The 21,946-nt window shown below is 55.5% G+C and carries 21 protein-coding genes; 11 read left to right on the top strand and 10 right to left on the bottom strand.

What is annotated here, in order from left to right:
- From RTU33_RS10965 to mntR, 4 genes are all read right to left on the bottom strand, one after another.
- A complete protein-coding gene (locus tag RTU33_RS10965) occupies positions 1-1,572 on the bottom strand; it encodes a DHA2 family efflux MFS transporter permease subunit (protein WP_312627299.1) in 1,572 nt (523 codons plus the stop codon).
- Positions 1,569-2,663: an HlyD family secretion protein gene (locus RTU33_RS10960; RefSeq protein WP_312627298.1), complete on the bottom strand. Its 1,095-nt coding sequence runs from the start codon at positions 2,661-2,663 to the stop codon at positions 1,569-1,571. The genes RTU33_RS10965 and RTU33_RS10960 overlap by 4 nt, the downstream gene beginning before the upstream one ends.
- Positions 2,664-2,763: 100 nt before the next feature.
- Positions 2,764-3,876, bottom strand: coding sequence for an anion transporter (locus RTU33_RS10955; protein WP_312627297.1), 1,113 nt, complete (start codon positions 3,874-3,876; stop codon positions 2,764-2,766).
- Positions 3,873-4,346, bottom strand: coding sequence for a manganese-binding transcriptional regulator MntR (gene mntR / locus RTU33_RS10950; RefSeq protein WP_312627296.1), 474 nt, complete (start codon positions 4,344-4,346; stop codon positions 3,873-3,875). Before mntR ends, RTU33_RS10955 begins: the two co-directional genes overlap by 4 nt.
- Positions 4,347-4,530: 184 nt before the next feature.
- Between mntR and mntS the strand changes: the two genes are divergently transcribed.
- Together mntS and RTU33_RS10940 are read left to right on the top strand one after the other, a co-directional pair.
- Positions 4,531-4,656 carry a manganase accumulation protein MntS gene (gene mntS / locus RTU33_RS10945; protein WP_312627295.1) on the top strand — a complete coding sequence of 42 codons (126 nt, stop codon included), beginning with the start codon at positions 4,531-4,533 and terminating at the stop codon, positions 4,654-4,656.
- 270 nt (positions 4,657-4,926) lie between these two features.
- A complete protein-coding gene (locus tag RTU33_RS10940) occupies positions 4,927-6,510 on the top strand; it encodes a phosphoethanolamine transferase (RefSeq protein WP_312627292.1) in 1,584 nt (527 codons plus the stop codon).
- A gap of 134 nt (positions 6,511-6,644) precedes the next feature.
- On the opposite strand, the gene ompX is transcribed toward RTU33_RS10940, so the two are convergent.
- Together ompX and RTU33_RS10930 are read right to left on the bottom strand one after the other, a co-directional pair.
- Positions 6,645-7,157 carry an outer membrane protein OmpX gene (gene ompX, locus RTU33_RS10935; protein WP_312627291.1) on the bottom strand — a complete coding sequence of 171 codons (513 nt, stop codon included), beginning with the start codon at positions 7,155-7,157 and terminating at the stop codon, positions 6,645-6,647.
- Between the two features lie 56 nt (positions 7,158-7,213).
- Positions 7,214-7,528 carry a hypothetical protein gene (locus RTU33_RS10930; protein WP_312627290.1) on the bottom strand — a complete coding sequence of 105 codons (315 nt, stop codon included), beginning with the start codon at positions 7,526-7,528 and terminating at the stop codon, positions 7,214-7,216.
- Between RTU33_RS10930 and rhtA the strand changes: the two genes are divergently transcribed.
- The 6 genes from rhtA to ybiO all read left to right on the top strand — a co-directional run bounded on the left by rhtA (position 7,513) and on the right by ybiO (position 14,195).
- Complete coding sequence (rhtA, locus tag RTU33_RS10925) at positions 7,513-8,403, top strand: threonine/homoserine exporter RhtA (RefSeq protein WP_312627289.1); 891 nt, start codon at positions 7,513-7,515, stop codon at positions 8,401-8,403. The two genes, RTU33_RS10930 and rhtA, sit on opposite strands and share 16 nt — an antisense overlap.
- A gap of 283 nt (positions 8,404-8,686) precedes the next feature.
- Positions 8,687-9,190, top strand: a complete 504-nt coding sequence (dps, locus tag RTU33_RS10920) for a DNA starvation/stationary phase protection protein Dps (RefSeq protein WP_312627288.1) — start codon at positions 8,687-8,689, stop codon at positions 9,188-9,190.
- A 362-nt stretch (positions 9,191-9,552) separates the two neighbouring features.
- Complete coding sequence (gene glnH / locus RTU33_RS10915) at positions 9,553-10,299, top strand: glutamine ABC transporter substrate-binding protein GlnH (RefSeq protein ID WP_312627286.1); 747 nt, start codon at positions 9,553-9,555, stop codon at positions 10,297-10,299.
- Positions 10,300-10,381: 82 nt separating this feature from the next.
- A complete protein-coding gene (glnP, locus tag RTU33_RS10910) occupies positions 10,382-11,041 on the top strand; it encodes a glutamine ABC transporter permease GlnP (protein ID WP_312627285.1) in 660 nt (219 codons plus the stop codon).
- Positions 11,038-11,760: a glutamine ABC transporter ATP-binding protein GlnQ gene (gene glnQ / locus RTU33_RS10905; RefSeq protein ID WP_312627284.1), complete on the top strand. Its 723-nt coding sequence runs from the start codon at positions 11,038-11,040 to the stop codon at positions 11,758-11,760. Before glnP ends, glnQ begins: the two co-directional genes overlap by 4 nt.
- Before the next feature lie 212 nt (positions 11,761-11,972).
- Complete coding sequence (gene ybiO / locus RTU33_RS10900; RefSeq protein WP_312627283.1) at positions 11,973-14,195, top strand: mechanosensitive channel protein; 2,223 nt, start codon at positions 11,973-11,975, stop codon at positions 14,193-14,195.
- 49 nt (positions 14,196-14,244) lie between these two features.
- On the opposite strand, the gene rlmF is transcribed toward ybiO, so the two are convergent.
- Positions 14,245-15,171: a 23S rRNA (adenine(1618)-N(6))-methyltransferase RlmF gene (gene rlmF, locus RTU33_RS10895; protein WP_312627282.1), complete on the bottom strand. Its 927-nt coding sequence runs from the start codon at positions 15,169-15,171 to the stop codon at positions 14,245-14,247.
- Positions 15,172-15,264: 93 nt separating this feature from the next.
- On the opposite strand from rlmF, the gene RTU33_RS10890 reads away from it, so the two are divergent.
- The 3 genes from RTU33_RS10890 to ybiJ all read left to right on the top strand — a co-directional run bounded on the left by RTU33_RS10890 (position 15,265) and on the right by ybiJ (position 17,000).
- A complete protein-coding gene (locus RTU33_RS10890) occupies positions 15,265-15,879 on the top strand; it encodes a flavin reductase family protein (protein ID WP_312627281.1) in 615 nt (204 codons plus the stop codon).
- Positions 15,880-16,043: 164 nt separating this feature from the next.
- Positions 16,044-16,307 carry a DUF1471 family periplasmic protein McbA gene (gene mcbA, locus RTU33_RS10885; protein ID WP_312627280.1) on the top strand — a complete coding sequence of 88 codons (264 nt, stop codon included), beginning with the start codon at positions 16,044-16,046 and terminating at the stop codon, positions 16,305-16,307.
- Positions 16,308-16,739: 432 nt separating this feature from the next.
- Positions 16,740-17,000, top strand: coding sequence for a DUF1471 family protein YbiJ (gene ybiJ / locus RTU33_RS10880; RefSeq protein ID WP_312627279.1), 261 nt, complete (start codon positions 16,740-16,742; stop codon positions 16,998-17,000).
- 105 nt (positions 17,001-17,105) lie between these two features.
- On the opposite strand, the gene ybiB is transcribed toward ybiJ, so the two are convergent.
- The 3 genes from ybiB to rhlE form a co-directional block, all read right to left on the bottom strand.
- Positions 17,106-18,068 (bottom strand): DNA-binding protein YbiB, encoded by a 963-nt coding sequence (ybiB, locus tag RTU33_RS10875; protein ID WP_312627277.1) that lies wholly within the window; start codon positions 18,066-18,068, stop codon positions 17,106-17,108.
- Between the two features lie 17 nt (positions 18,069-18,085).
- Positions 18,086-20,230 (bottom strand): ATP-dependent DNA helicase DinG, encoded by a 2,145-nt coding sequence (gene dinG / locus RTU33_RS10870; protein WP_312627275.1) that lies wholly within the window; start codon positions 20,228-20,230, stop codon positions 18,086-18,088.
- A gap of 96 nt (positions 20,231-20,326) precedes the next feature.
- Positions 20,327-21,712, bottom strand: a complete 1,386-nt coding sequence (gene rhlE, locus RTU33_RS10865) for an ATP-dependent RNA helicase RhlE (protein WP_312627273.1) — start codon at positions 21,710-21,712, stop codon at positions 20,327-20,329.
- Positions 21,713-21,946 lie beyond the last annotated feature (234 nt).

The raw sequence follows: 21,946 nt of genomic DNA, 5'->3' as shown, positions 1-21,946 counted from the left end.
TCAGTGTGCTCCTGCGCTGCCTTCGCTTTTGATCGGCGAAAGCAGTAAACAAAACGGGATCAGGCAAAGCGCGACCACGCTCAGAATGGTAAAAACATCAACATAGGCGAGAAAACGCGACTGGGCGATCAGCTCTTTATACAGCTGTCCACCGGCCAGGCTCAGCGGATCGCCCACCTGGGTGGTGAAATTGCGGATCGCCTGTGCCACCTCTTTGAGCGTGAGCTGGAAGGATTCGTCGAAAGGCGTGGCGTTGTAGGCCAGATAAGCGCTATGGGTCTGCGCCCGCTCGGTGATCGCCGCCGTAGAGAGCGAAATGCCTACCGATCCGGCGACGTTACGGAACATGGTAAACAGCGCCGAGGCGTCCGCATTCAGGCGGCGGGGAATCGACACAAACGCAATGGTCGTGAGCGGCACAAACAGGAAGCCCAGCCCCAGCGACTGCGCGCAGCGGAAGAGCATCAGCGTTTCAAAATCCATAGCGGGCGTCAGGTTTCGCGACCAGAAAAACGACGCCGCCAGCAGCGTGAAGCCAAAAGCGATGATCCAGCGCGTTTGCACCACCGGCATCAGCTTCAACACCAGTGGAATAGTCAACACGATCAGCACGGCTCCCGGCGACATCACCAGCCCGGACCAGGTGGCGGTATAGCCCAAATCCTGCTGGGCCAGTTGGGGAATGACGACCGAGCTGCCGTAAAGGATCATCGCCATTCCGGCCATCAGCAGGCAGGAAACGGCAAAGTTACGATCTGCCATGCAGCGTAAATCCACCACCGGCTTGCGGGCGTAAATAAGCCAGTATATGGCTCCGACGATGCCAATGATTGTCAGCACCGCAAAGGTGATGATGAAGTTAGAGTGGAACCAGTCATCGTCTTCACCGCGGTCCAGCATTACCTGCAAACAACCCAGTCCCAGCGCAATCAGGCCAATGCCCGTCCAGTCGATGCTCGCCTTGCCTTCGGCCTTTTTCTCCCACGGCGGATCTTCGAGCAGCTGATACACCGCCAGCACCGTCAGGATACCCACCGGTATATTGATAAAGAACACCCAGCGCCACGAGTAGCTGTCGGTGATCCAGCCGCCAAGCGTCGGACCCATTACCGGAGCCACGATAATGGCGATGGACGAAAGGCCAAACGCCTTACCGCGATCTTCGGGTTTGAAGTAATCGAGCAAAACGGACTGTTGGGTCGGCTGCAGACCGCCGCCAAAAAAGCCCTGCATCACGCGAAAGAGGATGATTTGCCACAGTTCGGTGGCAATACCGCAGAGAAAGGAGCAAATGGTGAACATCACGATGCAGATGATGAAGAACTGTTTGCGCCCGAGCAGGCGGCTCAGGAAGGCGGAAATCGGCAGCACTATCCCGTTCGCCACCAGGTAGCTGGTCAGCACCCAGGTGGATTCGTCATAGCTTGCGGAGAGCGATCCGGCTACGTGCGGCAGCGCCACGTTGACGATGGTGGTGTCGAGGATCTCCATAAACACCGCAAGGGTGACGACAATCGCCACCGCCCACGGGTTACTGGCCGGACGCCAGTTTTCATGGCTGGCGTCGGTCATTCCACGGTGACCTTCGGTTCAACCGACAGACCCAGCGGCAGCGGATGGTTCGCATCAAGCCCTTTATCAATCACGATTTTGACCGGTACGCGCTGAACAATTTTCACATAGTTGCCCGTGGCGTTTTCCGCCGGGAACGCGGAAAACTTCGCGCCACTGCCCTGCTGGATGCTGTCGACGTGTCCTTCAAGTTTCATGTCCGGCCATGCGTCCACCGAGACGCTCACCTTATTCCCGGGCTTCATTCGCTCAAGCTGCGACTCTTTAAAGTTGGCGGTAACCCACACGTCCGCCGACACCAGCGAAAACAGCGCCGTCCCTGCCTGCACCAGCGTGCCGGTCTGGACGTTACGCTTAGTGACGAAGCCATCAAACGGCGCACGCACTTCGGTATAAGAGAGATTCAGCTCGGCGGTTTCGAGCTGTGCTTTGGCCTGATCGACCTGCCGGGCACGCGCCTCAACGTTCGTTTCCTGCTGACGAATCTGTAACTGTATCTGGTCGGCCACCTCCAGCTGCGCTTTGGCGCTGGCCAGTCCCGCCTGGGCGCTGCGCAGTTGCGCGTTGGCCGAATCAATATTTTGTTGAGTGGTGGCACGCGGATCCACGCCGCGCTGCCGACGATACGCCGCTTCGGCATTCGCCAGATCGGCCTGCGCTTTCAGCACGTTGGCACGGGCTTCGTCACGCTGGGCGGGATATTGTACTTTGGAGAGATCGAGCTGCGCCTGCGCCTGATGCCACTGCGCCTCTGCCAGCCCCAGCTGCGCCTTGGCCTGATCGCGCTGGGCGGCGTTATCGCGGGGATCGATAACCACCAGTAAATCCCCCTGCTTCACCCGCTGGTTATCCGTCACCTTCAGCTCTGTGACGTAACCTGCCGCTTTCGGGGCAATCGTGACGGCGTTTCCGTCGGTAAAGGCATCGTCGGTGGTTTCTTCGTTGCGGGTCAGGAACCACCAGATGAAGGCGATAACCAGCATGACCACCACCACGATCCCGAGAATGATTAGCGGCTTTTTACCCGGACGCTTGCGCGTTTCTGCGTCATTGTTTTGTTCATTTTCTGAAGAAGAATTCGTCTCTGCCATAGCCTGCAACGGTCCTGTAAGTAAACGGCGTCACCATTTCGCCGTTTACTAAACGTAGGACGTTGCTTACCGTTTGCCAGGAAATCCTGACAATTGAGCATTATCTGACAAGCAGCAGCAGACCAAATCCGACCAGCGCCGCCCACAGAAGCATCGGCAGCGAATAGAAGTGAAAGCGCCACCAGATGCGGCGATCGTTCGCCATCCGCAGGGCAATCAGGTTGGCAAGCGACCCCGGCAGCAGGCCGAAGCCACCGACGTTTACCGCCCAGGCGAGCAGCAAGGAAGGCGGAACATAGTTAATCAGTAAAATGGTCGACGGCACGTTGCTTATCACCTGCGAAAGGCCAATCGCCGTCAGCCAAAGCCCGCCGTCCGACAGCCCGCTCACGCCGCTCAGCGCATGGTGCAATGCAGGCTGCTGCGTCATCAGATGCACGTCGACAAACATCGCCATAAACACCAGCAGCAGCGTCCAGTCCACGTTGACCACCACGCGGCGCTCCAGCAGGAGGAAACCGACGGCAAGCACCGCGAGCCCCCACAGTTCGAGACGTAATTCGAGGCTTAATAAAAAGACAAGGTAGAACGCAAGGCTGCACCACACCAGCTTCGGATTCCAGCCTGGCGTGCGATCGCCACTCTGGAAATGCAGGACTTTTGCCGGGAAGCAGAACCAGCACAGCAGCACCAGCGTCAGCATCATCGCCAGCGCCAGCGGAGCCATTTGCCAGCTGAAGGTAAGGAACGAGAGCCCGGAGCGGCCCCATAGCAGGATGTTCTGCGGATTGCCGATCGGCGTCAGCAACGATCCGGCGTTCACCGCCAGCGCTTCGAAAATAATCAGTCGATTGACCGGGATAGCGCTCCATTTCTTTAACGTCAGGGTCAGCGGCACCACGATAAACAGCGCCACGTCGTTGGTCAGAAACGTCGAAAGTAGCGCTGCCGCCAGCACCATAAAGAGCGCCAGTTGACGCTCGGTAGCAAATCGACGGGCCATTTTGCGCCCCAGCACGTCAAAATAACCGCTCAGCTCCACGCCTTTGGTCAACAGCATCAGCCCGCTCAGGGTGATGATGGTGTGCCAGTCGATAGCGGCAGGCCAGGCAGAAGGATGAAATGGAATAAAGAAGGAAAGCGCTATACCAATGAGCAGCAGCAAATGCAAAAAGCGGTCGCGCAGAAGCGACCGCAGAAAAGGGGGAGTCATTCAGCGTGCAGTCCTGACTGAAGCGTAAACTGGCGGAAGCGTTCGAGCGTCTCTTCGCTGACGTGGTGCTCCATCCCTTCGGCATCGCGGCGAGCGGTATCCTGACTGACACCAATCGCCAGCAGAAAATTTTCAACAATCTGATGCCGCTCGCGGGTCTCCTGCGCCAGCTTCTCGCCTTCCGGCGTCAGAAACACGCCGCGCCAGGGAATCTGTTCAATAAGCCCCACGCCCGCGAGACGTTTTAACATTTTCGCGACGGTCGGCTGCGAGACGCCCAGACGAGCTGCCATGTCGACCTGGCGCGCCTCCCCCAGTTCACGAATAAGATCGGAAATCAGCTCAACGTAGTCGTCAATCAGTTCGCGACGGTGCGCTTCACGCACCTGACGAAAACCTTCCACATGCTCTTCGACATTCACTAACTGCGTCACTTTTTTCAATCCTGGGGTGGCCGGGCGACGACTCATTGTGCTTCCTCTTCGCGGTGACGCGTCAATGCATCAATTTAAGAAGCCCTATTGTATAGGATAGTGACCTCAGCACAAAAAATTAACGTTTTAGCCATAGCTAAGTAATATAGCCTGTGCTATATCTGTATGTAATACGAACATCCTTCAGGGAACGAAGGTGCAGAAAGTTCAGGAGGGTCTTATGAACGAACTCAAGAGGTGCTTACACGTGTTTAGCCATTCGCCTTTTAAAGTACGCCTGATGCTGATCTCAATGATCTGCGACATCATCAACGGAAAACCGCAGCAGGACAAACCTTCACGCTAATGCGGCGTCGCGGTACGCCGCTTCATTTTGCTGTCATCTTTCCCCGTTATCCTGACCGTTTGACCTGAAAACCCCCTTCTTTTTTCCGGATTTGCAGTCGCCCTCTCAAAACAATTTGTTATGAGGTGTTGACGGAATTATTCATCAAATTTATCTTCTTGCATCCCTGCAGCTTTAGCGCCTCGACGAACCCCATTCCTCACGCACTGCCAGGCAGGTTTTACCCTTTGACGCCAGGGGACGCACATGGCGGCTTTTTGATTGTGACCTATGAACGTAACGCTGAAAGAAACGCTGGCCGCGCGTGGCCTGGCGCTTAGCCCATGGACCGGATTTTACTTTTTACAATCGCTGCTGATGAATCTGGCGCTGGGATACCCTTTCAGCCTCCTGTATACCGTCGCGTTTACCTGCGTGCTGCACCTGCTGTGGCGCGCGCTGCCGCGAACGCAAAAAGTCCTGCTGGGCATTTATTCCGTTGTGGGAGCGTTGTATTACCCATTCGCTCAGGCATATGGTGCCCCCAACTTTAATACCCTGCTGGCTCTCCATTCGACCAACGCAGAAGAATCTACGGAAATTCTGACCATCTTCCCGTGGTACAGCTATTTTATTTCACTGTTTATCTTCGCCCTCGGTGTGATCGCAGTGCGCCGCAAGCCGGAAGCAAAACGCCCGTGGAGAAAGATTGAGCTGCTTTGCCTCGTATTTTGCCTCGGCGTTGCCTTTGTCCGCCCGGTACAGGAAATTGCCTGGGATGGCGTCTTCCGCCTCAGCAAAATCGGCTATCCCGCTGTGCGTTTTGTCCATGACGTGGCTATCAGCAACCAACAGGTGCTTGATGAACAGGCGCGCCTCGCGCAGTTTGCGAATCAGAAAGATACCTGGAACGTGGTCGCCGTGAAGCCGAAGTATCACACCTATGTGGTGGTGATTGGCGAAAGCGCGCGCCGGGATGCAATGGGCGCGTTTGGTGGTCACTGGGATAACACGCCATTTGAAAGCAGCGTGAACGGAACGCTATTCACCGACTACATCTCCGCCAGCGGATCCACGCAGAAGTCGCTGGGCCTGACGCTCAACCACGTGGAAGACGGCAAACCGCAGTATCAGAATAATTTTGTAACCCTGGCAAACCGCGCAGGCTTCCAGACCTGGTGGTTCTCCAATCAGGGGCAGATTGGTGAATATGACACGGCCATCGCCAGCATTGCGAAGCGCGCTGACGAAGTGCATTTTTTGAAAAACGGTGATTTTGAAGCCGATAAAAACACCAAAGATGAAGAGCTGCTGAAGATGACCGCGCAGGTGCTCTCCACCGAGCGCACGCAGCCGCAGCTTATCGTATTGCACCTGATGGGTTCCCATCCGCAGGCGTGCGATCGCACTCAGGGCAAATATACCGACTTTGTGCAGTCAAAAGAGACCTCGTGCTATCTCTACACTATGACCCAGACCGACCAGCTGTTAAGCAAGCTCTACGATCAGCTGCGTAATTCCGGAGACAGCTTCTCGCTGGTCTATTTCTCCGATCACGGGCTGGCATTTAAAGAACGTGGCAAATCGGTGCAGTATCTGGCCCACGACGACAAGTTCCAGCAGAACTTCCAGGTGCCGTTTATGGTCATTTCCAGCGATGATAAAACGCACCGGATCATTAAAGCACGCCGTTCCGCGAATGATTTCCTGAGCTTCTTCTCACAGTGGACGGGGATTCAGGCAGCAGAGATAAAGCCTGCCTACCGCTTTGTCTCGAACCAAAAAGCAGGCCCGATTTACATTACCAACTTCCAGCTGCAGAAGGTGGATTACACCCACCTTGGTACGGACGTTTTTGAGACTTCGACGCGGTAAAATATTGCCGGATGACGTTGTGCTTATCCGGCCCTGGAACTTCCCTCAGGCCCATGCAAACGAAATATCACCGGGCAATTCTCAGACAAAAAAAATCCGCCACGTGGGCGGATTTTTTATTATCACCGAAGTGATTAGAAGCGGTAACCGACGCCTGCGATCCAGGTGCCAACGTCAACGTTACGAATGCGAGACTGCTCGTAGGAGAAGTCCAGCGCTACGTTTTCGATTGGGTTGAACTGCAAACCTGCACCGTAAGAGAAACCGTAGTCGCTCATGTCGGATTTGCTTGCAGGGAAGTCGTTAGCCTGGAATTTACCGTAGCCAACACCCACTACGCCGTAGATGCTTGCCCAGTCATTGATGCGGTAAGCAGGACCAGCGGTGATACCGTAGTACTGACCTTTGTTATAAACGCCATCTTCGCTACGGTTTTTCTCGGTGTAGGTGAAGGAACCGATCACGCCGAGTGGATTGTTATCCTGCTCGTAACGGTATTTCAGGTTGAAACCACCTGCTTTGTTCGCTTCGCCCTGCATGTCGCTCTGAGCGTAGCCGCCGGTAACGGTAGAAGTTGCAGCTACAGCGGTACCTGCGGTTGCAGCCAGAACAATGGCCAGTGCGGAAAGACGTGCAATTTTATTCATAACCACCTCAAATGTGCTTCAAGTAAGTCCGTAAGTTTTAAATATATCAAAATTTGTTAAGAAACTCTGTCGGATTTGTGTTGTCTAAGAGCGTTTATCGTGTAACCAAACGTTTCCAGCTCTGACAATCCCTGTTGATAATCAACCGTTTCTTCGCAGATTTTATCATTATGGCGCTCAACAACCAGCGCAATCACCAAGATTAGTCCGAAACAGACAGAATTTTTACCCGTCGACTGAACTTTATTGTAAGACGCTTTTCGCGTCTTTTTTTCAACAATGGCTAAACCGGAAAGGGGTAATTCATTTACACTGCCTCTTTTACTTCCTTTGACAAAAATTGACAGGAGAAAGGATGCCAGGGGTGTCACGTAAAGTTCCGGTATGGCTGCCGATCCTCGTAATCTTGATTGCCATGTGTTCGATTCAAAGCGGCGCTGCGCTGGCAAAATCGCTCTTTCCTCTGGTGGGTGCGCCCGGCGTCACCGCCCTGCGCCTGGCGCTTGGAACCCTGATTCTGGTCTGCGTCTTCAAACCGTGGCGTCTGTGCTTCACTCGCGAGCAACGTCTGCCCCTGCTGTTGTATGGCCTGTCGCTTGGCGCGATGAATTTCCTTTTCTATTTGTCGATCCAGCGCATTCCGCTGGGCGTGGCGGTGGCACTGGAGTTTACCGGCCCGCTGGCGGTGGCACTCTTCGGCTCCCGCCGGCCCATCGATTTTGTCTGGGTGCTGCTTGCGATTCTGGGCCTCTGGTTCCTGCTGCCGCTCGGGCAAAGCATTGCCCACGTCGATTTAACCGGGGCAGCGCTGGCGCTGGGTGCCGGCGCCTGCTGGGCGGTCTACATCATCACCGGCCAGCGCGCAGGTGAAGAACACGGCCCGGCGACGGTCGCGATGGGCTCAGTGATAGCAGCGCTGGTATTTGTGCCCATCGGCGCCTGGCAGGCGGGAGAAGTGCTCTGGCAGTGGTCAATTCTGCCGCTGGGCATCGCTATCGCCGTGTTGTCCACAGCGCTGCCCTACTCGCTCGAGATGATTGCCCTGACGAGGATGCCAACCCGCACCTTTGGTACGCTGATGAGCATGGAGCCGGCCATGGCGGCGGTTTCCGGCATGATTTTCCTTGGCGAAACGTTGACCGGCACGCAGACCCTCGCCCTGTTCGCGATTATGATTGCGTCGATGGGGTCAACGCTTACGCTCAGGCGAGACAGTAAGATAAAAAACATCACTATTAATGATTAATTAATGTTGCCGTAGGGCAATATTCCCCTGCGGTGCCGTCCTTAATCTCCCGCCTCGATGCTCAACGGGTGAAAATATTCCAAACAGAAACAGACCTTTCTTATCTGGCCGTTATCGTCCGACAAAAAACAGAATATCCCTTTGTTTGTGAAAGATTTAACTGCTTTCAATTTCACGTGCGCTATTAAACTGATAGGCAGGAACGTTCCGGCAGCATGAATAGCCGGTGCTATACTTGTTTCCGGTAATTCATTGGACAATGACATCAAGAGGATATGAGATTATGAGTACCGCTAAACTGGTAAAAACCAAAACATCTAATCTGCTTTATACCCGTAACGATGTATCGGACAGCGAGAAAAAAGCGACCATTGAGTTGCTTAATCGCCAGGTGATCCAGTTCATTGACCTGTCACTTATCACCAAACAGGCCCACTGGAATATGCGCGGTGCCAACTTTATTGCCGTTCATGAGATGCTGGACGGCTTCCGCACGGCACTGATCGATCACCTCGACACGATGGCAGAACGTGCCGTTCAACTGGGCGGCGTGGCGCTGGGGACTACTCAGGTTATCAACAATAAAACGCCACTGAAAAGCTATCCGCTGGACATCCATACCGTTCAGGAACACCTGAAAGAGCTGGCAGATCGTTACGCCATCGTGGCTAACGACGTGCGTAAAGCGGTTGGTGAAGCCAAAGATGAAGACACCGCCGATATCTTTACCGCTGCCTCACGCGACCTCGATAAATTCCTGTGGTTTATCGAATCCAATATCGAATAAACGAGAGCTTATTCTTATTTTCCCAAACCCCTCCCCCGAGGGGTTTTGCACTTCTATGGTGCACCCCGTCCTCATCCCCGCCCCAAAAAGTAAATCATTTGTAACTATCACTTCACACAATCGTTAACGAAAGATTGTTTTATCGGCTTAAGTTGCGCTAAATATCAGCATGCCTTATCCACCCGTTTTAATGCACTAATTCGGTGCCTCGTTGTGGTGCACGACAACCTTTATAACACCTTTTTCGTGCAATCAGTCGTTACCGCTTCGTTGAAAAACAACAGGTTGTAAAGTTGGCATGATTTTTTCATACACCAATCATTCTCGCAGGGGATTGCCCCGTGGTTATAAAAGGAAATGCTATGAAGTCTGTATTCAAAGTTTCACTGGCCGCACTGGCTCTGGCCTTCGCCGTTTCTTCCCAGGCTGCAGAAAAGCAGCTGGTTGTGGCCACTGATACGGCATTCGTTCCGTTTGAGTTTAAGCAGGGTGACAAATACGTAGGTTTCGACGTCGATCTGTGGGCAGCCATCGCCAAAGAGCTGAAGCTCAACTACACCCTGAAGCCTATGGATTTCAGCGGCATTATTCCTGCGCTGCAGACCAAAAACATCGACCTGGCGCTGGCCGGAATCACCATTACCGACGAGCGTAAAAAAGCGATCGACTTCTCAGATGGCTACTATAAAAGCGGCCTGCTGGTGATGGTTAAAGCCAACAACAACGACATCAAATCCGTGAAAGATCTCGACGGTAAAGTGCTGGCAGTGAAAAGCGGCACCGGCTCCGTTGACTATGCGAAAGCCAACATCAAAACCAAAGACCTTCGCCAGTTCCCGAACATCGACAATGCCTATATGGAACTTGGCACCAACCGCGCTGACGCCGTGCTGCACGATACTCCGAACATTCTGTACTTCATCAAAACGGCCGGCAACGGTCAGTTCAAAGCGGTAGGCGAATCGCTGGAAGCACAGCAGTACGGTATCGCATTCCCGAAAGGCAGCGACGACCTGCGTGAAAAAGTGAACGGTGCGCTGAAAACCCTGCACGAAAACGGCCAGTACAACGAAATCTACAAAAAATGGTTCGGCACTGAACCAAAATAATTATCTTTAGTGAAGTCTCATGAGTTCAGGGGCGGCCTTTCGCCCCTGCTGTTTTTGAACCACGGTAACAGGAATATAACGTATGCAGTTTGACTGGAGCGTCATTTGGCCTGCCATTCCAATCCTGCTGGATGGCGCCAAAATGACTCTGTGGATTTCGATCCTCGGACTGGCTGGCGGTCTGGTGATTGGCCTGTTGGCAGGTCTGGCCCGCACCTATGGTGGCTGGATTTCTAACCATATCGCCCTCGTGTTCATCGAAGTTATTCGCGGCACGCCAATCGTCGTGCAGGTGATGTACATTTACTTCGCCCTGCCGATGGCCTTCCCGGACATTCGTATCGACACCTTCACCGCGGCGGTGATCACCATCATGATCAACTCCGGTGCGTACATCGCGGAAATCACCCGCGGTTCGGTCCTGTCGATTCATAAAGGCTTCAGCGAAGCGGGCCTGGCGCTTGGCCTCTCCCATCGCGAAACCATTCGCCACGTGATTATGCCGCTGGCGGTGCGCCGCATGCTCCCGGCCCTCGGTAACCAGCTGATTATCAGCATCAAGGACACCTCACTGTTTATCGTAATCGGTGCCGCTGAGCTGACCCGCAGCGGTCAGGAGATCATTGCCGGTAACTTCCGCGCGCTGGAAATCTGGACCGCCGTCGGTGTCATCTACCTGATCATCACTCAGGTACTGAACATCGTGCTTCGCATTCTTGAAAGAAGGATGAAAATCCTGTGATTGAATTTAAAAACGTCTCCAAGCACTTCGGCCAGACTCAGGTGCTGCACAATATCGATCTGAATATCAAACAGGGTGAAGTGGTGGTGATTATCGGGCCATCGGGCTCGGGAAAATCCACCCTCCTGCGCTGCATCAACAAGCTTGAAGAAGTCACCAGCGGCGATCTGATCGTTGATGGCCTGAAGGTTAACGACCCGAAAGTCGATGAGCGCCTGATTCGTCAGGAAGCGGGCATGGTGTTCCAGCAGTTTTACCTGTTCCCGCACCTGACGGCGCTGGAAAACGTGATGTTCGGCCCGCAGCGCGTGCGCGGCGCATCGAAAGCAGAAGCAGAAGCCCTGGCAAAAAGCCTGCTGGCAAAGGTGGGCCTCGCCGAACGCGGTCATCACTATCCGTCGGAACTTTCCGGCGGTCAGCAGCAGCGCGTGGCGATTGCCCGAGCGCTCGCGGTGAAGCCGAAAATGATGCTGTTTGATGAACCAACCTCCGCGCTCGACCCGGAGCTGCGTCATGAAGTGCTGAAGGTCATGCAGGATCTGGCTGAAGAAGGCATGACCATGGTCATCGTCACCCACGAAATCGGCTTTGCCGAGAAAGTGGCCTCGCGTCTGATTTTCATCGACAAAGGGCGCATTGCCGAAGACGGCAACCCGCAAACGCTGATTGCCAATCCGCCAAGCCAGCGTTTGCAGGAGTTTCTGCAGCACGTTTCGTAATCAGCATCGCTGATAAACGACAAAAATGCCCGGTGGCGCAGGCTTACCGGGCCTACAAGTTCAACATGCTCAGTGAATGATGTAGGAAGCGCCATCAGGCAAAAAATGCCCCCAGGACTTGCCATCTACCTCAGAGATTTTTCCCAAAATCCAGCCACGTCTCCCCACCCACTATACTTATCATTTTGTTGATGATTTGAAAGGGAGGCCCCGTGCCGTGGATCCTGTTGCTGATTGCAACGCTGTTTTGTGCGCCGCTTCAGGCGGTAACGATTCCCGGCGTGACCACCGCCGCCAGCCAGCCTTCCTCCAGCGAACCTGATGCCGCTCAGAAAAAAGCGGCCTATGCGGCGCTGGCGGACGTACTGGAAAACGATGCGTCGCGCCAGGAGCTGATTAAGCAGTTGCGCACTGCCGCCGCCACGCCACCGCAGGAAAAAGTCCCGACGCTCACGCCACCACCGGTGACGGAGGAAAAGACCGTACTGGAAAGCGTGACCGATGTAAGCCGCCGCTACGGCGAAGCGCTGTCCACCCGATTCGCACAGCTTTGGCGAAATATCTCCACCGCGCCCCATAAACCGTTCAATGCTCAGACGTTCAGCAACGCCGTCACTCACTTTCTGCTGCTGGCGGTTCTGGTCTTCGCGTTCTATGCCCTGCTACGCCTGGGCGCACTGCCGCTGTATCGCAAAATGGGCCAGTGGGGACGCAAAAAAAACCGGGATCGCAACAGCTGGCTGCACCTCCCGGCGATGATTACCGCCGCGTTAATCATCGACCTGTTGCTGCTCAGCCTGACGCTGTTTGTCGGGCAGATGCTGAGCGACAGGCTCAACGGCGGTAGCCGCACCGTGGCCTTTCAGCAAAGCCTGTTCCTGAACGCCTTTGCGCTGATAGAGTTCTTCAAAGCCATTCTGCGCCTGATATTCTGCCCCCGCGTGCCGGACCTGCGCCCTTTCAGCATTCAAAATGACACAGCACGTTACTGGAGCCTGCGCCTGAGCCTGCTGAGCGGGCTGATTGGCTACGGACTTATCGTCGCGGTGCCGATCGTTTCAAATCAGATAAACGTACAGGCCGGCGCGCTCGCCAACGTCATTATCATGCTGTGCATCACCGTCTGGGCGCTGTGGCTCATTTTTCACAACAAGAAAGCGATTACCGAAAGCCTGCTCGGGCTTGCCAACCGCTCGCTGGCGTTTTTCAGCCTGTTCATTCGCGCCTTTGCGCTGGTCTGGCACTGGCTCGCCAGCGCATACTTTATCGTGCTGTTTTTCTTCTCGCTCTTCGACCCGGGCAACAGCCTGAAATTTATGATGGGCGCGTCGGTTAAAAGCCTGGCTATTATCGGCATTGCGGCGTTTGTGTCAGGTATTCTGTCGCGATGGATTGCCAAAAGTATCACCCTGTCGCCGGAGACCCAGCGCAACTATCCGGAACTGCAAAAGCGTCTTAACGGCTGGATTTCCGCCTCGCTGAAGGCGGCGCGCATCCTCACGGTCTGCGTGGCGGTAATGCTGCTGCTAAGCGCCTGGGGATTGTTTGATTTCTGGAACTGGCTGCATAACGGCGCAGGCGAGAAAACCGTGGACGTGCTGATTCGCATCGCGCTGATCCTGTTCTTCTCGGCGATTGGCTGGACGCTGCTGGCAAGCCTTATCGAGAATCGCCTGGCGTCTGATATCCACGGCCGCCCGCTGCCAAGCGCACGAGCCCGCACGCTGCTGACGCTGTTTCGCAATGCGCTGGCGGTCGTCATCAGCACCATCACGGTAATGATCCTGCTGTCGGAAATTGGCGTGAATATCGCACCGCTGCTGGCCGGTGCCGGAGCGTTAGGGCTCGCCATTTCCTTCGGTTCACAAACCCTGGTGAAGGACATCATCACCGGGATTTTCATTCAGTTTGAGAACGGGATGAATACCGGCGATCTGGTGACCATCGGGCCACTCACCGGCACCGTCGAACGGATGTCGATTCGCTCCGTTGGCGTACGTCAGGACACCGGCGCGTACCACATCATTCCCTGGTCATCTATCACCACCTTTGCCAACTTTGTGCGTGGTATTGGCTCGGTAGTGGCAAATTACGACGTCGACCGTAGCGAAGACGTGGATAAAGCCAATGATGCGCTTAAGGCGGCGGTAGCAGAGCTCATGGAGCAGGAGGAGATTCGCGGGCTAGTGATTGGCGAGCCGTCGTTTGCGGGGCTGGTCGGGTTGACCAACGCGGCGTTCACGCTGCGGGTTTCGTTCACTACGCTCCCGTTGAAACAGTGGACGGTGCGCTTCGCGCTGGATACCCAGGTGAAAAAGCATTTCGACAAGGCAGATATTCGGGCGCCGGTGCAGACTTATCAGGTTTTGCCTGCACCGGGTAACCCGGCAATAGCGGCATCAGAACCGCCATTACCGGATCAGCCAACGCTGTAATCGGCCACGCAGGCCGGATATGCGTCAGCGCCATCCGGCACGACAGCATTCAGCGTGCGCGGGCCGCAAAGCGACGGCGTTTGTCTTCATCAAGGAAGGTCCAGGCAATGAAGCGGCTCTGCTTCTGCCCCTGGGCCATCTCTTTTTTTACCACTTTCACCGCACCTGCGGCGGTCAGCGCGGAATAGAGCATCGGCAGATTATCGCCCTTCGACACCAGCGTGGTAAACCACAGCACCTGTTTTGCAAACTGGCGGCTCTCGTCGAGCATTTTACGGATAAACGCCACTTCCCCGCCTTCACACCACAGCTCCTGCTGCTGGCCGCCAAAGTTCAGCGCCTCAGTTTGCTGCCCAAGATTACGGCGCTTACGCTCGTTACCCTCGCGGGCGCTTTCGGCGGAATCGTGGAACGGCGGGTTGCAGACCATCGCATCAAACTGCTCGTTTTTGTGGATCACCCCGCTGAGGATAGCCTGGGGATCTTTTTGACGACGGAGGCGAATCTGGCGGCTCATGCCCGGATTGGCCTCAATAATGGCCTGCGCTGCGGCAATCGCTTCGGCATTCACTTCGGTTCCGGTAAAGCGCCAACCGTATTCATGGCTGCCGATCAGCGGATAAATCAGGTTCGCCCCGGTACCGATATCCAGCACGCTGGCATTGTTCGGCACCTTCCCCCCGCTGGTTTCGGCCAGCAGATCGGCCAGATGATGCATATAGTCGGCCCGGCCCGGTACCGGCGGGCAGAGGAAGCCCTGCGGAATATTCCACGCTTTCACCTGATAAAAGTGCGCCAGCAGCGCCTGGTTCAGGGTTTTTACCGCCTCGGGATCGGCAAAGTTAATGGTCTGCTCCCCGGCCGGGCTGGTGACGATAAACGCCGACAGCGCGGGAGTGTCCTTGCACAGTGCGGGTAAATCATAGCGAGCGTGGTGACGGTTACGCGGGTGTAACCCCGGCTTTTGGGCATTCATGGCATCCTCCTGTTGCGGCAGCGTAAGATACCCGTTGACGCGGGTGGCGTAAATAAGTGAGTCTGCATAATCCTTTAAACTGACAGGTGCGCTATGTATTTTTATCAGCCTTCAGACGGACATGGACTGCCACATGACCCGCTCAACGCCATTATTGGCCCACGCCCGATTGGCTGGATTGCGTCGGCAGATGCCCAGGGCAATCGCAATCTGGCACCCTATAGCTTCTTTAACTGCTTTAACTATCGCCCACCGATCATCGGTTTCGCCAGCAGCGGCTGGAAGGACAGCGTGCGCAATATCGTTGAAACGCGCGAATTCGTCTGGAACCTCGCCACGGTCGATCTTGCCAGCGCGATGAATGAAACCTCCGCAAGCCTGCCCCACGGCGAAGACGAATTTGTTCGCGCCGGATTAACCCCTGCAGAAAGCCGCCTCGTCCGCGCGCCTCGCGTAGCCGAAAGCCCGGTGAATTTTGAATGCCGCCTGTCGCAATGCATCCAGTTGACCACCGCCGACGGCAGCGCAGTTGATTCCTGGCTGGTGCTGGGTGAAGTCGTGGCGGTGCATATTGATGAATCACTGCTGGAAAACGGCATTTACCAGACCGCCAAAGCCAGACCCGCACTGCGTGCAGGTGGTCCAACGGCTTATTACACTATCGATGAAAGCCAGCGTTTCGATCTGGTTCGCCCGGATGCCCGATAATCCACAATCTTATCAGCCACTTGTATGTGGCTGATTTGTCAGTTTATTGTCAATTAATGTCGTTCAAAAAACGAGCAGATCATCATCAATTTTTTGCGGCATATCACACTTCTTCAGCGCCTACACTTAACGCATCCCCCGTGGGAAACAGAGAGGATGTGCACATGAAAAAACTGTTGATTCTGGTTGCTGCTGGTGCGTTGTCGATGCTCTCTTTCTCGGCATCCGCCGAACCGCAACAGCTGACGCAAGGTAATACCGGACAACTACGTCCGGCGGGCACCGTGTCGGTATCCGGAGCGTACACTTTAGATGACCTGCAGGATAAACTGGCCGAAAAAGCCCATGAACAGGGTGCGAAAGGGTTCGTGGTAAACTCCGCCAGCGGTGATAACAAAATGTACGGCACGGCTACCATCTACAAATAATCTGTCTGAGTTCCCCCTCCGAAATGCGCCTCACGCCCGTGCAGGCGCATTCTTTTTTCTGCTTCACACCAAAAAAACAAACCGAAGAGTAAAAACTTTAAATTCGCATTTAAAACGGTGTATAGTTCTGGCCCATACAAAAAACACAGACACACTGACAAAAATATAACCTAATACGCAGCAAAAACGGTTTCCTTTACGAGCACAGTTTTTGCCGAAAAAAGTCGCAATCCGTGCCCTCAAATTGACTTCCACCGTTGCGTTACCGTTTTCTGATTTTATTTTATTAATAATCAGTAATTTATTTAATGTTCAATTTTTTCGATGAAGTCTGTCAAGTCTATTCGATTTTATCTCCCGCAGAAAAACGTGATACTCATCACATCGACGGAACAACGTCACTTTTAAAGAATAACCTGCGAGAGATTACCCATGAAAACCATCAAAACTGCTGCTGTTGCCATCGCCCTTTCCGCTCTTTCTTTCGGCGTATTTGCCGCTCAGCCGGTTTCCAGCGCTGAAGCTCAAAGTATGAACAAAATCGGGACCGTGTCTGCGGAAGGCGCAACCACCCTGGACGGTCTGGAAGCGAAACTGGCTGAGAAAGCCGCGGCTGCGGGAGCTACCGGTTACAGCATTACGTCTGCTAACACCAATAACAAAATCAGCGGTACTGCGGTGATCTACAAATAATCGCCGGACAACGTTTTACCTCTCATTGACCATTGCCCTGCTGTACCTGTTTAACCCTTGTTTTGCCCGTCCGGCCACTGGACGGGCTTTTTTTTTGCCTGTGAATTACCAGAGCGCATCGATCCGCTGCAAAGCGGCATCGAAGTCAGGCGCTTCGCCGGTTGCTACCAGACAGCAGGCCATCTGTCGTTTTAGCGATGTTGGTACCGGTTCGACGCCCGCTACGCAGCGTTCAATCCAGCGAGCGGTCACTTCAGGATCTTTAGAAGACGGCAGCGATGCCTCCCGTACCTCAGCTTCGCGCTCAACCAGCGCGCGCGTACCGGCTGCGTCGATCAGGCTTATCTGCGGGCAGCGCTGGGGATTGGCGTACACCTCGCCTTCGGTGCCGTGCATCAACAGCGCCCGGCCACCAATATCAGCGAAGAACTTACCCACGCGCGGCACGTATTCCGGATGCGATACGCTGGAAAGCCGCAGCGCGGCATTTTCGGCAAACGGTGTTGCGAGCTTAGCCAGGGTATGTGCGCTGTTACGCACGCCCATCCGCCAGCGCATTGCCAGCTGGTTTTCCAGCGGCGGGCAGAATGCGCCTACCGGCATATACACCGGCTGATGGCCGTCCAGTTTCGCCTGCGCCTGCCCGGCGTGGAGCGCTGGCTCAATGCCGAGCAGCGTAAAAATGGTTTCGGTCAGTACGCGGGTTGGATCGTGGCTGACGCCATGCACCAGCACCGGAAAGCCGAGCTTATGCAGCAGCATCGCCAACAGCGGCGTGAGGTTAGCCTGCTTGCGCGCGCCGTTATAGCTTGGAATAACGATCGGCATCGGCTTTGCCACCGGCGGCGTCAGCTTGACGGTGTGCTGCTGCATCGCTTCATAAAAGCCCAGCATTTCCGCCTCACCTTCACCCTTAATGCGCAGCGCAATCAGAATGCCACCAAGCTCCAGTTCCGGTACTTCGCCCTTCAGCATTTGCGCGTACAGGCCACGGGCCGTATCTGTATCCAGGTCGCGGGCGTGATTTTTGCCGCGCCCGACTTCTTTAATAATATTGCGATAATCCATGCAGTGCTCCTGACGGCTCAACGCCGCTTGCGACGAGTCGGTTTAGGTTTGCTTTTCACTATACCCTCTGGCGCATCCGGTTGCTCAATGGGAAATACCGGCAGCGCGTTCAGCAGACGTGGGCCGTAATTTTTGGTGAGCAGGCGTTTATCGTAAATCACCACTTCGCCCCAGCAATTGTGGCTTCGAATCAAGCGCCCCACCTGCTGTATAAGGTTAAAGGACGCGCTCGGCAGGCTTTGTACTTCAAACGGATAGCGATTCAGGCTTTTCAGCCATTCACCCTCGGTGATCACTACCGGACTGTCGATCGGCGGGAACGCGATTTTATGGATATGGACCTGGCTCAGCAGTTCGCCCTTCAGGTCGAGCCCTTCAGCAAACGACTGCAGTCCCACCAGCACGCTGCGCTCGCCGCCCCCGACCCGCTTGCGGTGCAGCTCCACCAGCCGATAACGCGGCTGATCGCCCTGTACCAGCAGCAAAAGCCGCAGATCCTGTACGTATTCCAGGAAGCGCTGCATTGCACGACTGCTGGCAAACAGCACCAGCATGCCCAGATGCTTTTTCTCCTCCACCTGCTCGCGGAAGTAGGCCGCCATTTCCGCCAGATGCTGCTCTTCGTTCTCCATCGACGGCTCTACGCGCATCTTTGGAATCACTATTTTGCCCTGTTCAACGTGGTTGAAAGGTGAATCGAGCGCCACGAACCTGTCACCCGCCTTCTCCTTCAGCCCGCTCATCTCCTGAAGTCGAGAGAAGCTGTTCAGCGAACGCAGCGTGGCAGAGGTGACGATGATATGCGGCACGCGCCGCCATAGCAGTTTCTCGAGCTGATCGCTGACGCGAATCCCTACGCAGTGAAACCAGACGTGCGGCTGGCCGTCGCGCAGATCGCGCGTTGCCCATTTGGTGACCGGCGCGCCGGAAGCCTGCACCATCGCGGCAAGCCGCCACAGTTTGCTCTGGGATTCAAACATGCCCAGCGCGCGGTTCATCTGCAACAAAATACGGTGGAGACGAACGATATCGTGCGAGCCGGTTTTCTCACTCAGGTCGTTGAGAAACAGCTCCGACAGCCCGCGCAGCATCTCCGTCAGCTTTGCCAGCCGCTGGCAAATAACCATGACTTCGTCCGGCAGCTCGCCCATAGCAAAGCGGTGTTCCGCTTCCGGCCCGGCAGGCATATAGAGGGAAAGAATATTGTTCAGCGAGACGATGTGCTCATACAGCTCATCGCAATGCTCTTTAAGCCGCTCGGGCGCAGCAAGAGGCGGAAAGGTTTTCGGGCGAAACTGCTCCATGCAGGTTGCCACCAGCTTGCTGAAGAGATCGAGCTGTAGCCGATACCAGCCAGAGGTAATCTCCGCGCTCATCTCCAGCGCATCGCGGGCGACGTCCGGCAGATGATGACCTTCATCGAGCACCAGCAGCAGATTTTTTGGCTCCGGCAATACGGCTTCACTTTCCATCGCCGCCATCACCAGCGCATGGTTAGCGACCACCACTTCCGCCTCCTGAATTTCCCGGCGGGCAACAAAGAACGGGCATTCCCGGTAATAGTGGCAGTTGCGGTTAAGGCAGCTGGCTTTGTCGGTGCTCAGGCGGCCCCAGAGCGCGTCGTCGATGGCCAGGTCGGTGTGATCGCGCAGGCCATCCCATTTGTAGCTGTCGAGATCGGCTTTGAGCTTCGCGCAGCGCTTCTGCTCTTCCTGATTATTGGGCGTGAGTTCGTCTTCAAGAAACGCCAGCAGATCCTGCTGGTTCGGCTCGGTGCTGGAGAGCGCGGTCAGGTTGCGCGGGCAGACGTAGCGTCCGCGGCCGAAAGCCGCGGTAAAGCGCAGCTCGGGAATGATTTTTTTCAGCAGCGGCAGGTCTTTACTGTAAATCTGATCCTGCAACGCGACGTTGGCGGTGCTGACCACCAGCGTTTTTTGCTCTTCCCGTGCAATGGCAATGCCGGGAATCAGGTAGGAGAGCGTTTTACCCACGCCGGTTGGCGCTTCGATGGCCAGGTGCCTGCCCTCTTCTCCGGCGAGCGTTTTCGCCACGTCGGCGATCATCTGCCGCTGCGGTGCCCGGGGAATAAAGTCGGGGATCTGTTCCTGAAGCGCCTTATACCAGGCGGCGATTTGCGCCTTGAGCGCGGCGGTGAGTGCCATCAATAAATCCGGATACTGTATAAACAGCCACTATTCTGGCACTTTCCGGCGGTGGGGGCAAAAAAAATGGCCGCGATTTGCGGCCATGCTCGGGAATTACTGTGCAGCGGCGGGTTTACGCGGACGGCGACGACGCGGAGCGCCTTCGCGGCGTGGCTGCTCACCGTCGGCACGACGAGGCTGCGCATTTCCGGAGGCCGGTTTATCGCTGCGACGCGGCTGACCGCTGCCCGCCGGTTTGTCACTACGGCGCGGCTGACCAGCGTCGTTACGACGAGGCTGGCCCTGACCGCGACCACCACGCCCCTGGCGACCGTTCTGAATCGGCTCTGCCTGGATGCTTGGATCCACGTCGTAACCCGGGAGCGCAATGCGCGGGATCTCTTTCTTCAGCAAACGCTCGATGTCACGCAGGAGCTTGTGCTCATCCACGCAGACCAGAGACAGCGCTTCACCCGTGGCAGCAGCACGGCCGGTACGGCCGATGCGGTGGACGTAGTCTTCCGGCACGTTCGGCAGCTCGTAGTTGACCACGTGCGGCAATTCTTCAATATCCAGGCCACGGGCTGCGATATCCGTTGCCACCAGCACACGAAGATCGCCTGATTTGAAATCAGCCAGCGCGCGAGTACGGGCACCCTGGCTCTTATTGCCGTGGATTGCCGCGCTGCGAATGCCGTCTTTATTCAGCTGTTCGGCGAGATGGTTGGCGCCGTGTTTGGTGCGGGTAAACACCAGCACCTGCTTCCAGTCACCTTCGCCAATCATCTGCGACAGCAGCTCGCGCTTGCGTTTTTTATCGACGAAGTGCACGTGCTGCGTCACCTGCTCGGAGGCGGTGTTGCGACGCGCCACTTCCACTTCCAGCGGGTTGTGCAGGAGTTTGGACGCCAGCGCTTTGATGTCGTCGGAGAAGGTGGCAGAGAACAGCAGGTTCTGGCGCTTCGACGGCAGTTTTGCCAGCACGCGGCGAATGTCGTGGATAAAGCCCATGTCCAGCATGCGGTCGGCTTCGTCCAGCACGAGAATTTCAACTTTATCGAGGCTCACCGCGTTCTGGTGTTCCAGGTCCAGCAGACGGCCCGGCGTCGCCACCAGCACGTCCACGCCGCCGCGCAGCTTCATCATCTGCGGGTTGATGCTTACGCCGCCAAACACCACCGTCGAACGGATGTTGAGGAATTTACTGTATTCGCGAACGTTTTCGCCCACCTGCGCCGCCAGCTCACGGGTTGGCGTCAGGATCAGTGCACGCACCGGACGACGTCCTTTCGCGTGAGGTTCACTCTGGGAAAGCAGTTGCAGCAGCGGCAGCGTAAAGCCGGCGGTTTTACCGGTACCGGTCTGGGCGCTGGCCATCAGGTCGCGGCCCTGCAATACGCAAGGGATAGCCTGCTGCTGAATAGGGGTCGGCTGCGTGTAGCCCTGCTCGGCAATCGCGCGCAGGATCTCAGCATTCAGGCCAAGGGTTTCAAAAGACATAACAACTCCGAACCGCCCCGACCATGACAGGTATCGTTTTCAGGGGGATAGTGACAGGGCAAAAAGACAAAAACGATAATGTCAGCAAGGAGCGGAGTGTAGCAGTTTTTGTGACACACCGCATAAAATATCCCGGAGTAAAAGCCAGGCAGTCATTTCTCTGTAGCTTCTGACTAAAATCCAGCCAGAGTTTCTCTGGTATGCCAGGGCACAATGCAAGTCGCGAAGAACGAA

Source organism: Scandinavium sp., assembly GCF_032012665.1.
In the GTDB taxonomy this organism is placed as follows: Bacteria; Pseudomonadota; Gammaproteobacteria; order Enterobacterales; family Enterobacteriaceae; genus Scandinavium.
The sequence above is the reverse complement of the archived record's forward strand: the minus strand, read 5'-3'. Positions and strand labels throughout refer to the sequence as shown.

What these genes read in the sequence shown, in the direction of transcription:
- mntS (WP_312627295.1), top strand. Translation starts at nt 4,531, where the DNA reads ATGAACGAACTCAAGAGGTGCTTACACGTGTTTAGCCATTCGCCTTTT.
- ompX (WP_312627291.1), bottom strand. Translation starts at nt 7,157, where the DNA reads ATGAATAAAATTGCACGTCTTTCCGCACTGGCCATTGTTCTGGCTGCA.
- RTU33_RS10940 (WP_312627292.1), top strand. Translation starts at nt 4,927, where the DNA reads ATGAACGTAACGCTGAAAGAAACGCTGGCCGCGCGTGGCCTGGCGCTT.
- dinG (WP_312627275.1), bottom strand. Translation starts at nt 20,230, where the DNA reads ATGGCACTCACCGCCGCGCTCAAGGCGCAAATCGCCGCCTGGTATAAG.
- ybiB (WP_312627277.1), bottom strand. Translation starts at nt 18,068, where the DNA reads ATGGATTATCGCAATATTATTAAAGAAGTCGGGCGCGGCAAAAATCAC.
- RTU33_RS10890 (WP_312627281.1), top strand. Translation starts at nt 15,265, where the DNA reads ATGTATTTTTATCAGCCTTCAGACGGACATGGACTGCCACATGACCCG.
- RTU33_RS10960 (WP_312627298.1), bottom strand. Translation starts at nt 2,663, where the DNA reads ATGGCAGAGACGAATTCTTCTTCAGAAAATGAACAAAACAATGACGCA.
- ybiJ (WP_312627279.1), top strand. Translation starts at nt 16,740, where the DNA reads ATGAAAACCATCAAAACTGCTGCTGTTGCCATCGCCCTTTCCGCTCTT.
- RTU33_RS10955 (WP_312627297.1), bottom strand. Translation starts at nt 3,876, where the DNA reads ATGACTCCCCCTTTTCTGCGGTCGCTTCTGCGCGACCGCTTTTTGCAT.
- glnH (WP_312627286.1), top strand. Translation starts at nt 9,553, where the DNA reads ATGAAGTCTGTATTCAAAGTTTCACTGGCCGCACTGGCTCTGGCCTTC.
- rhlE (WP_312627273.1), bottom strand. Translation starts at nt 21,712, where the DNA reads ATGTCTTTTGAAACCCTTGGCCTGAATGCTGAGATCCTGCGCGCGATT.
- glnP (WP_312627285.1), top strand. Translation starts at nt 10,382, where the DNA reads ATGCAGTTTGACTGGAGCGTCATTTGGCCTGCCATTCCAATCCTGCTG.
- mntR (WP_312627296.1), bottom strand. Translation starts at nt 4,346, where the DNA reads ATGAGTCGTCGCCCGGCCACCCCAGGATTGAAAAAAGTGACGCAGTTA.
- rhtA (WP_312627289.1), top strand. Translation starts at nt 7,513, where the DNA reads ATGCCAGGGGTGTCACGTAAAGTTCCGGTATGGCTGCCGATCCTCGTA.
- mcbA (WP_312627280.1), top strand. Translation starts at nt 16,044, where the DNA reads ATGAAAAAACTGTTGATTCTGGTTGCTGCTGGTGCGTTGTCGATGCTC.
- RTU33_RS10965 (WP_312627299.1), bottom strand. Translation starts at nt 1,572, where the DNA reads ATGACCGACGCCAGCCATGAAAACTGGCGTCCGGCCAGTAACCCGTGG.
- rlmF (WP_312627282.1), bottom strand. Translation starts at nt 15,171, where the DNA reads ATGAATGCCCAAAAGCCGGGGTTACACCCGCGTAACCGTCACCACGCT.
- dps (WP_312627288.1), top strand. Translation starts at nt 8,687, where the DNA reads ATGAGTACCGCTAAACTGGTAAAAACCAAAACATCTAATCTGCTTTAT.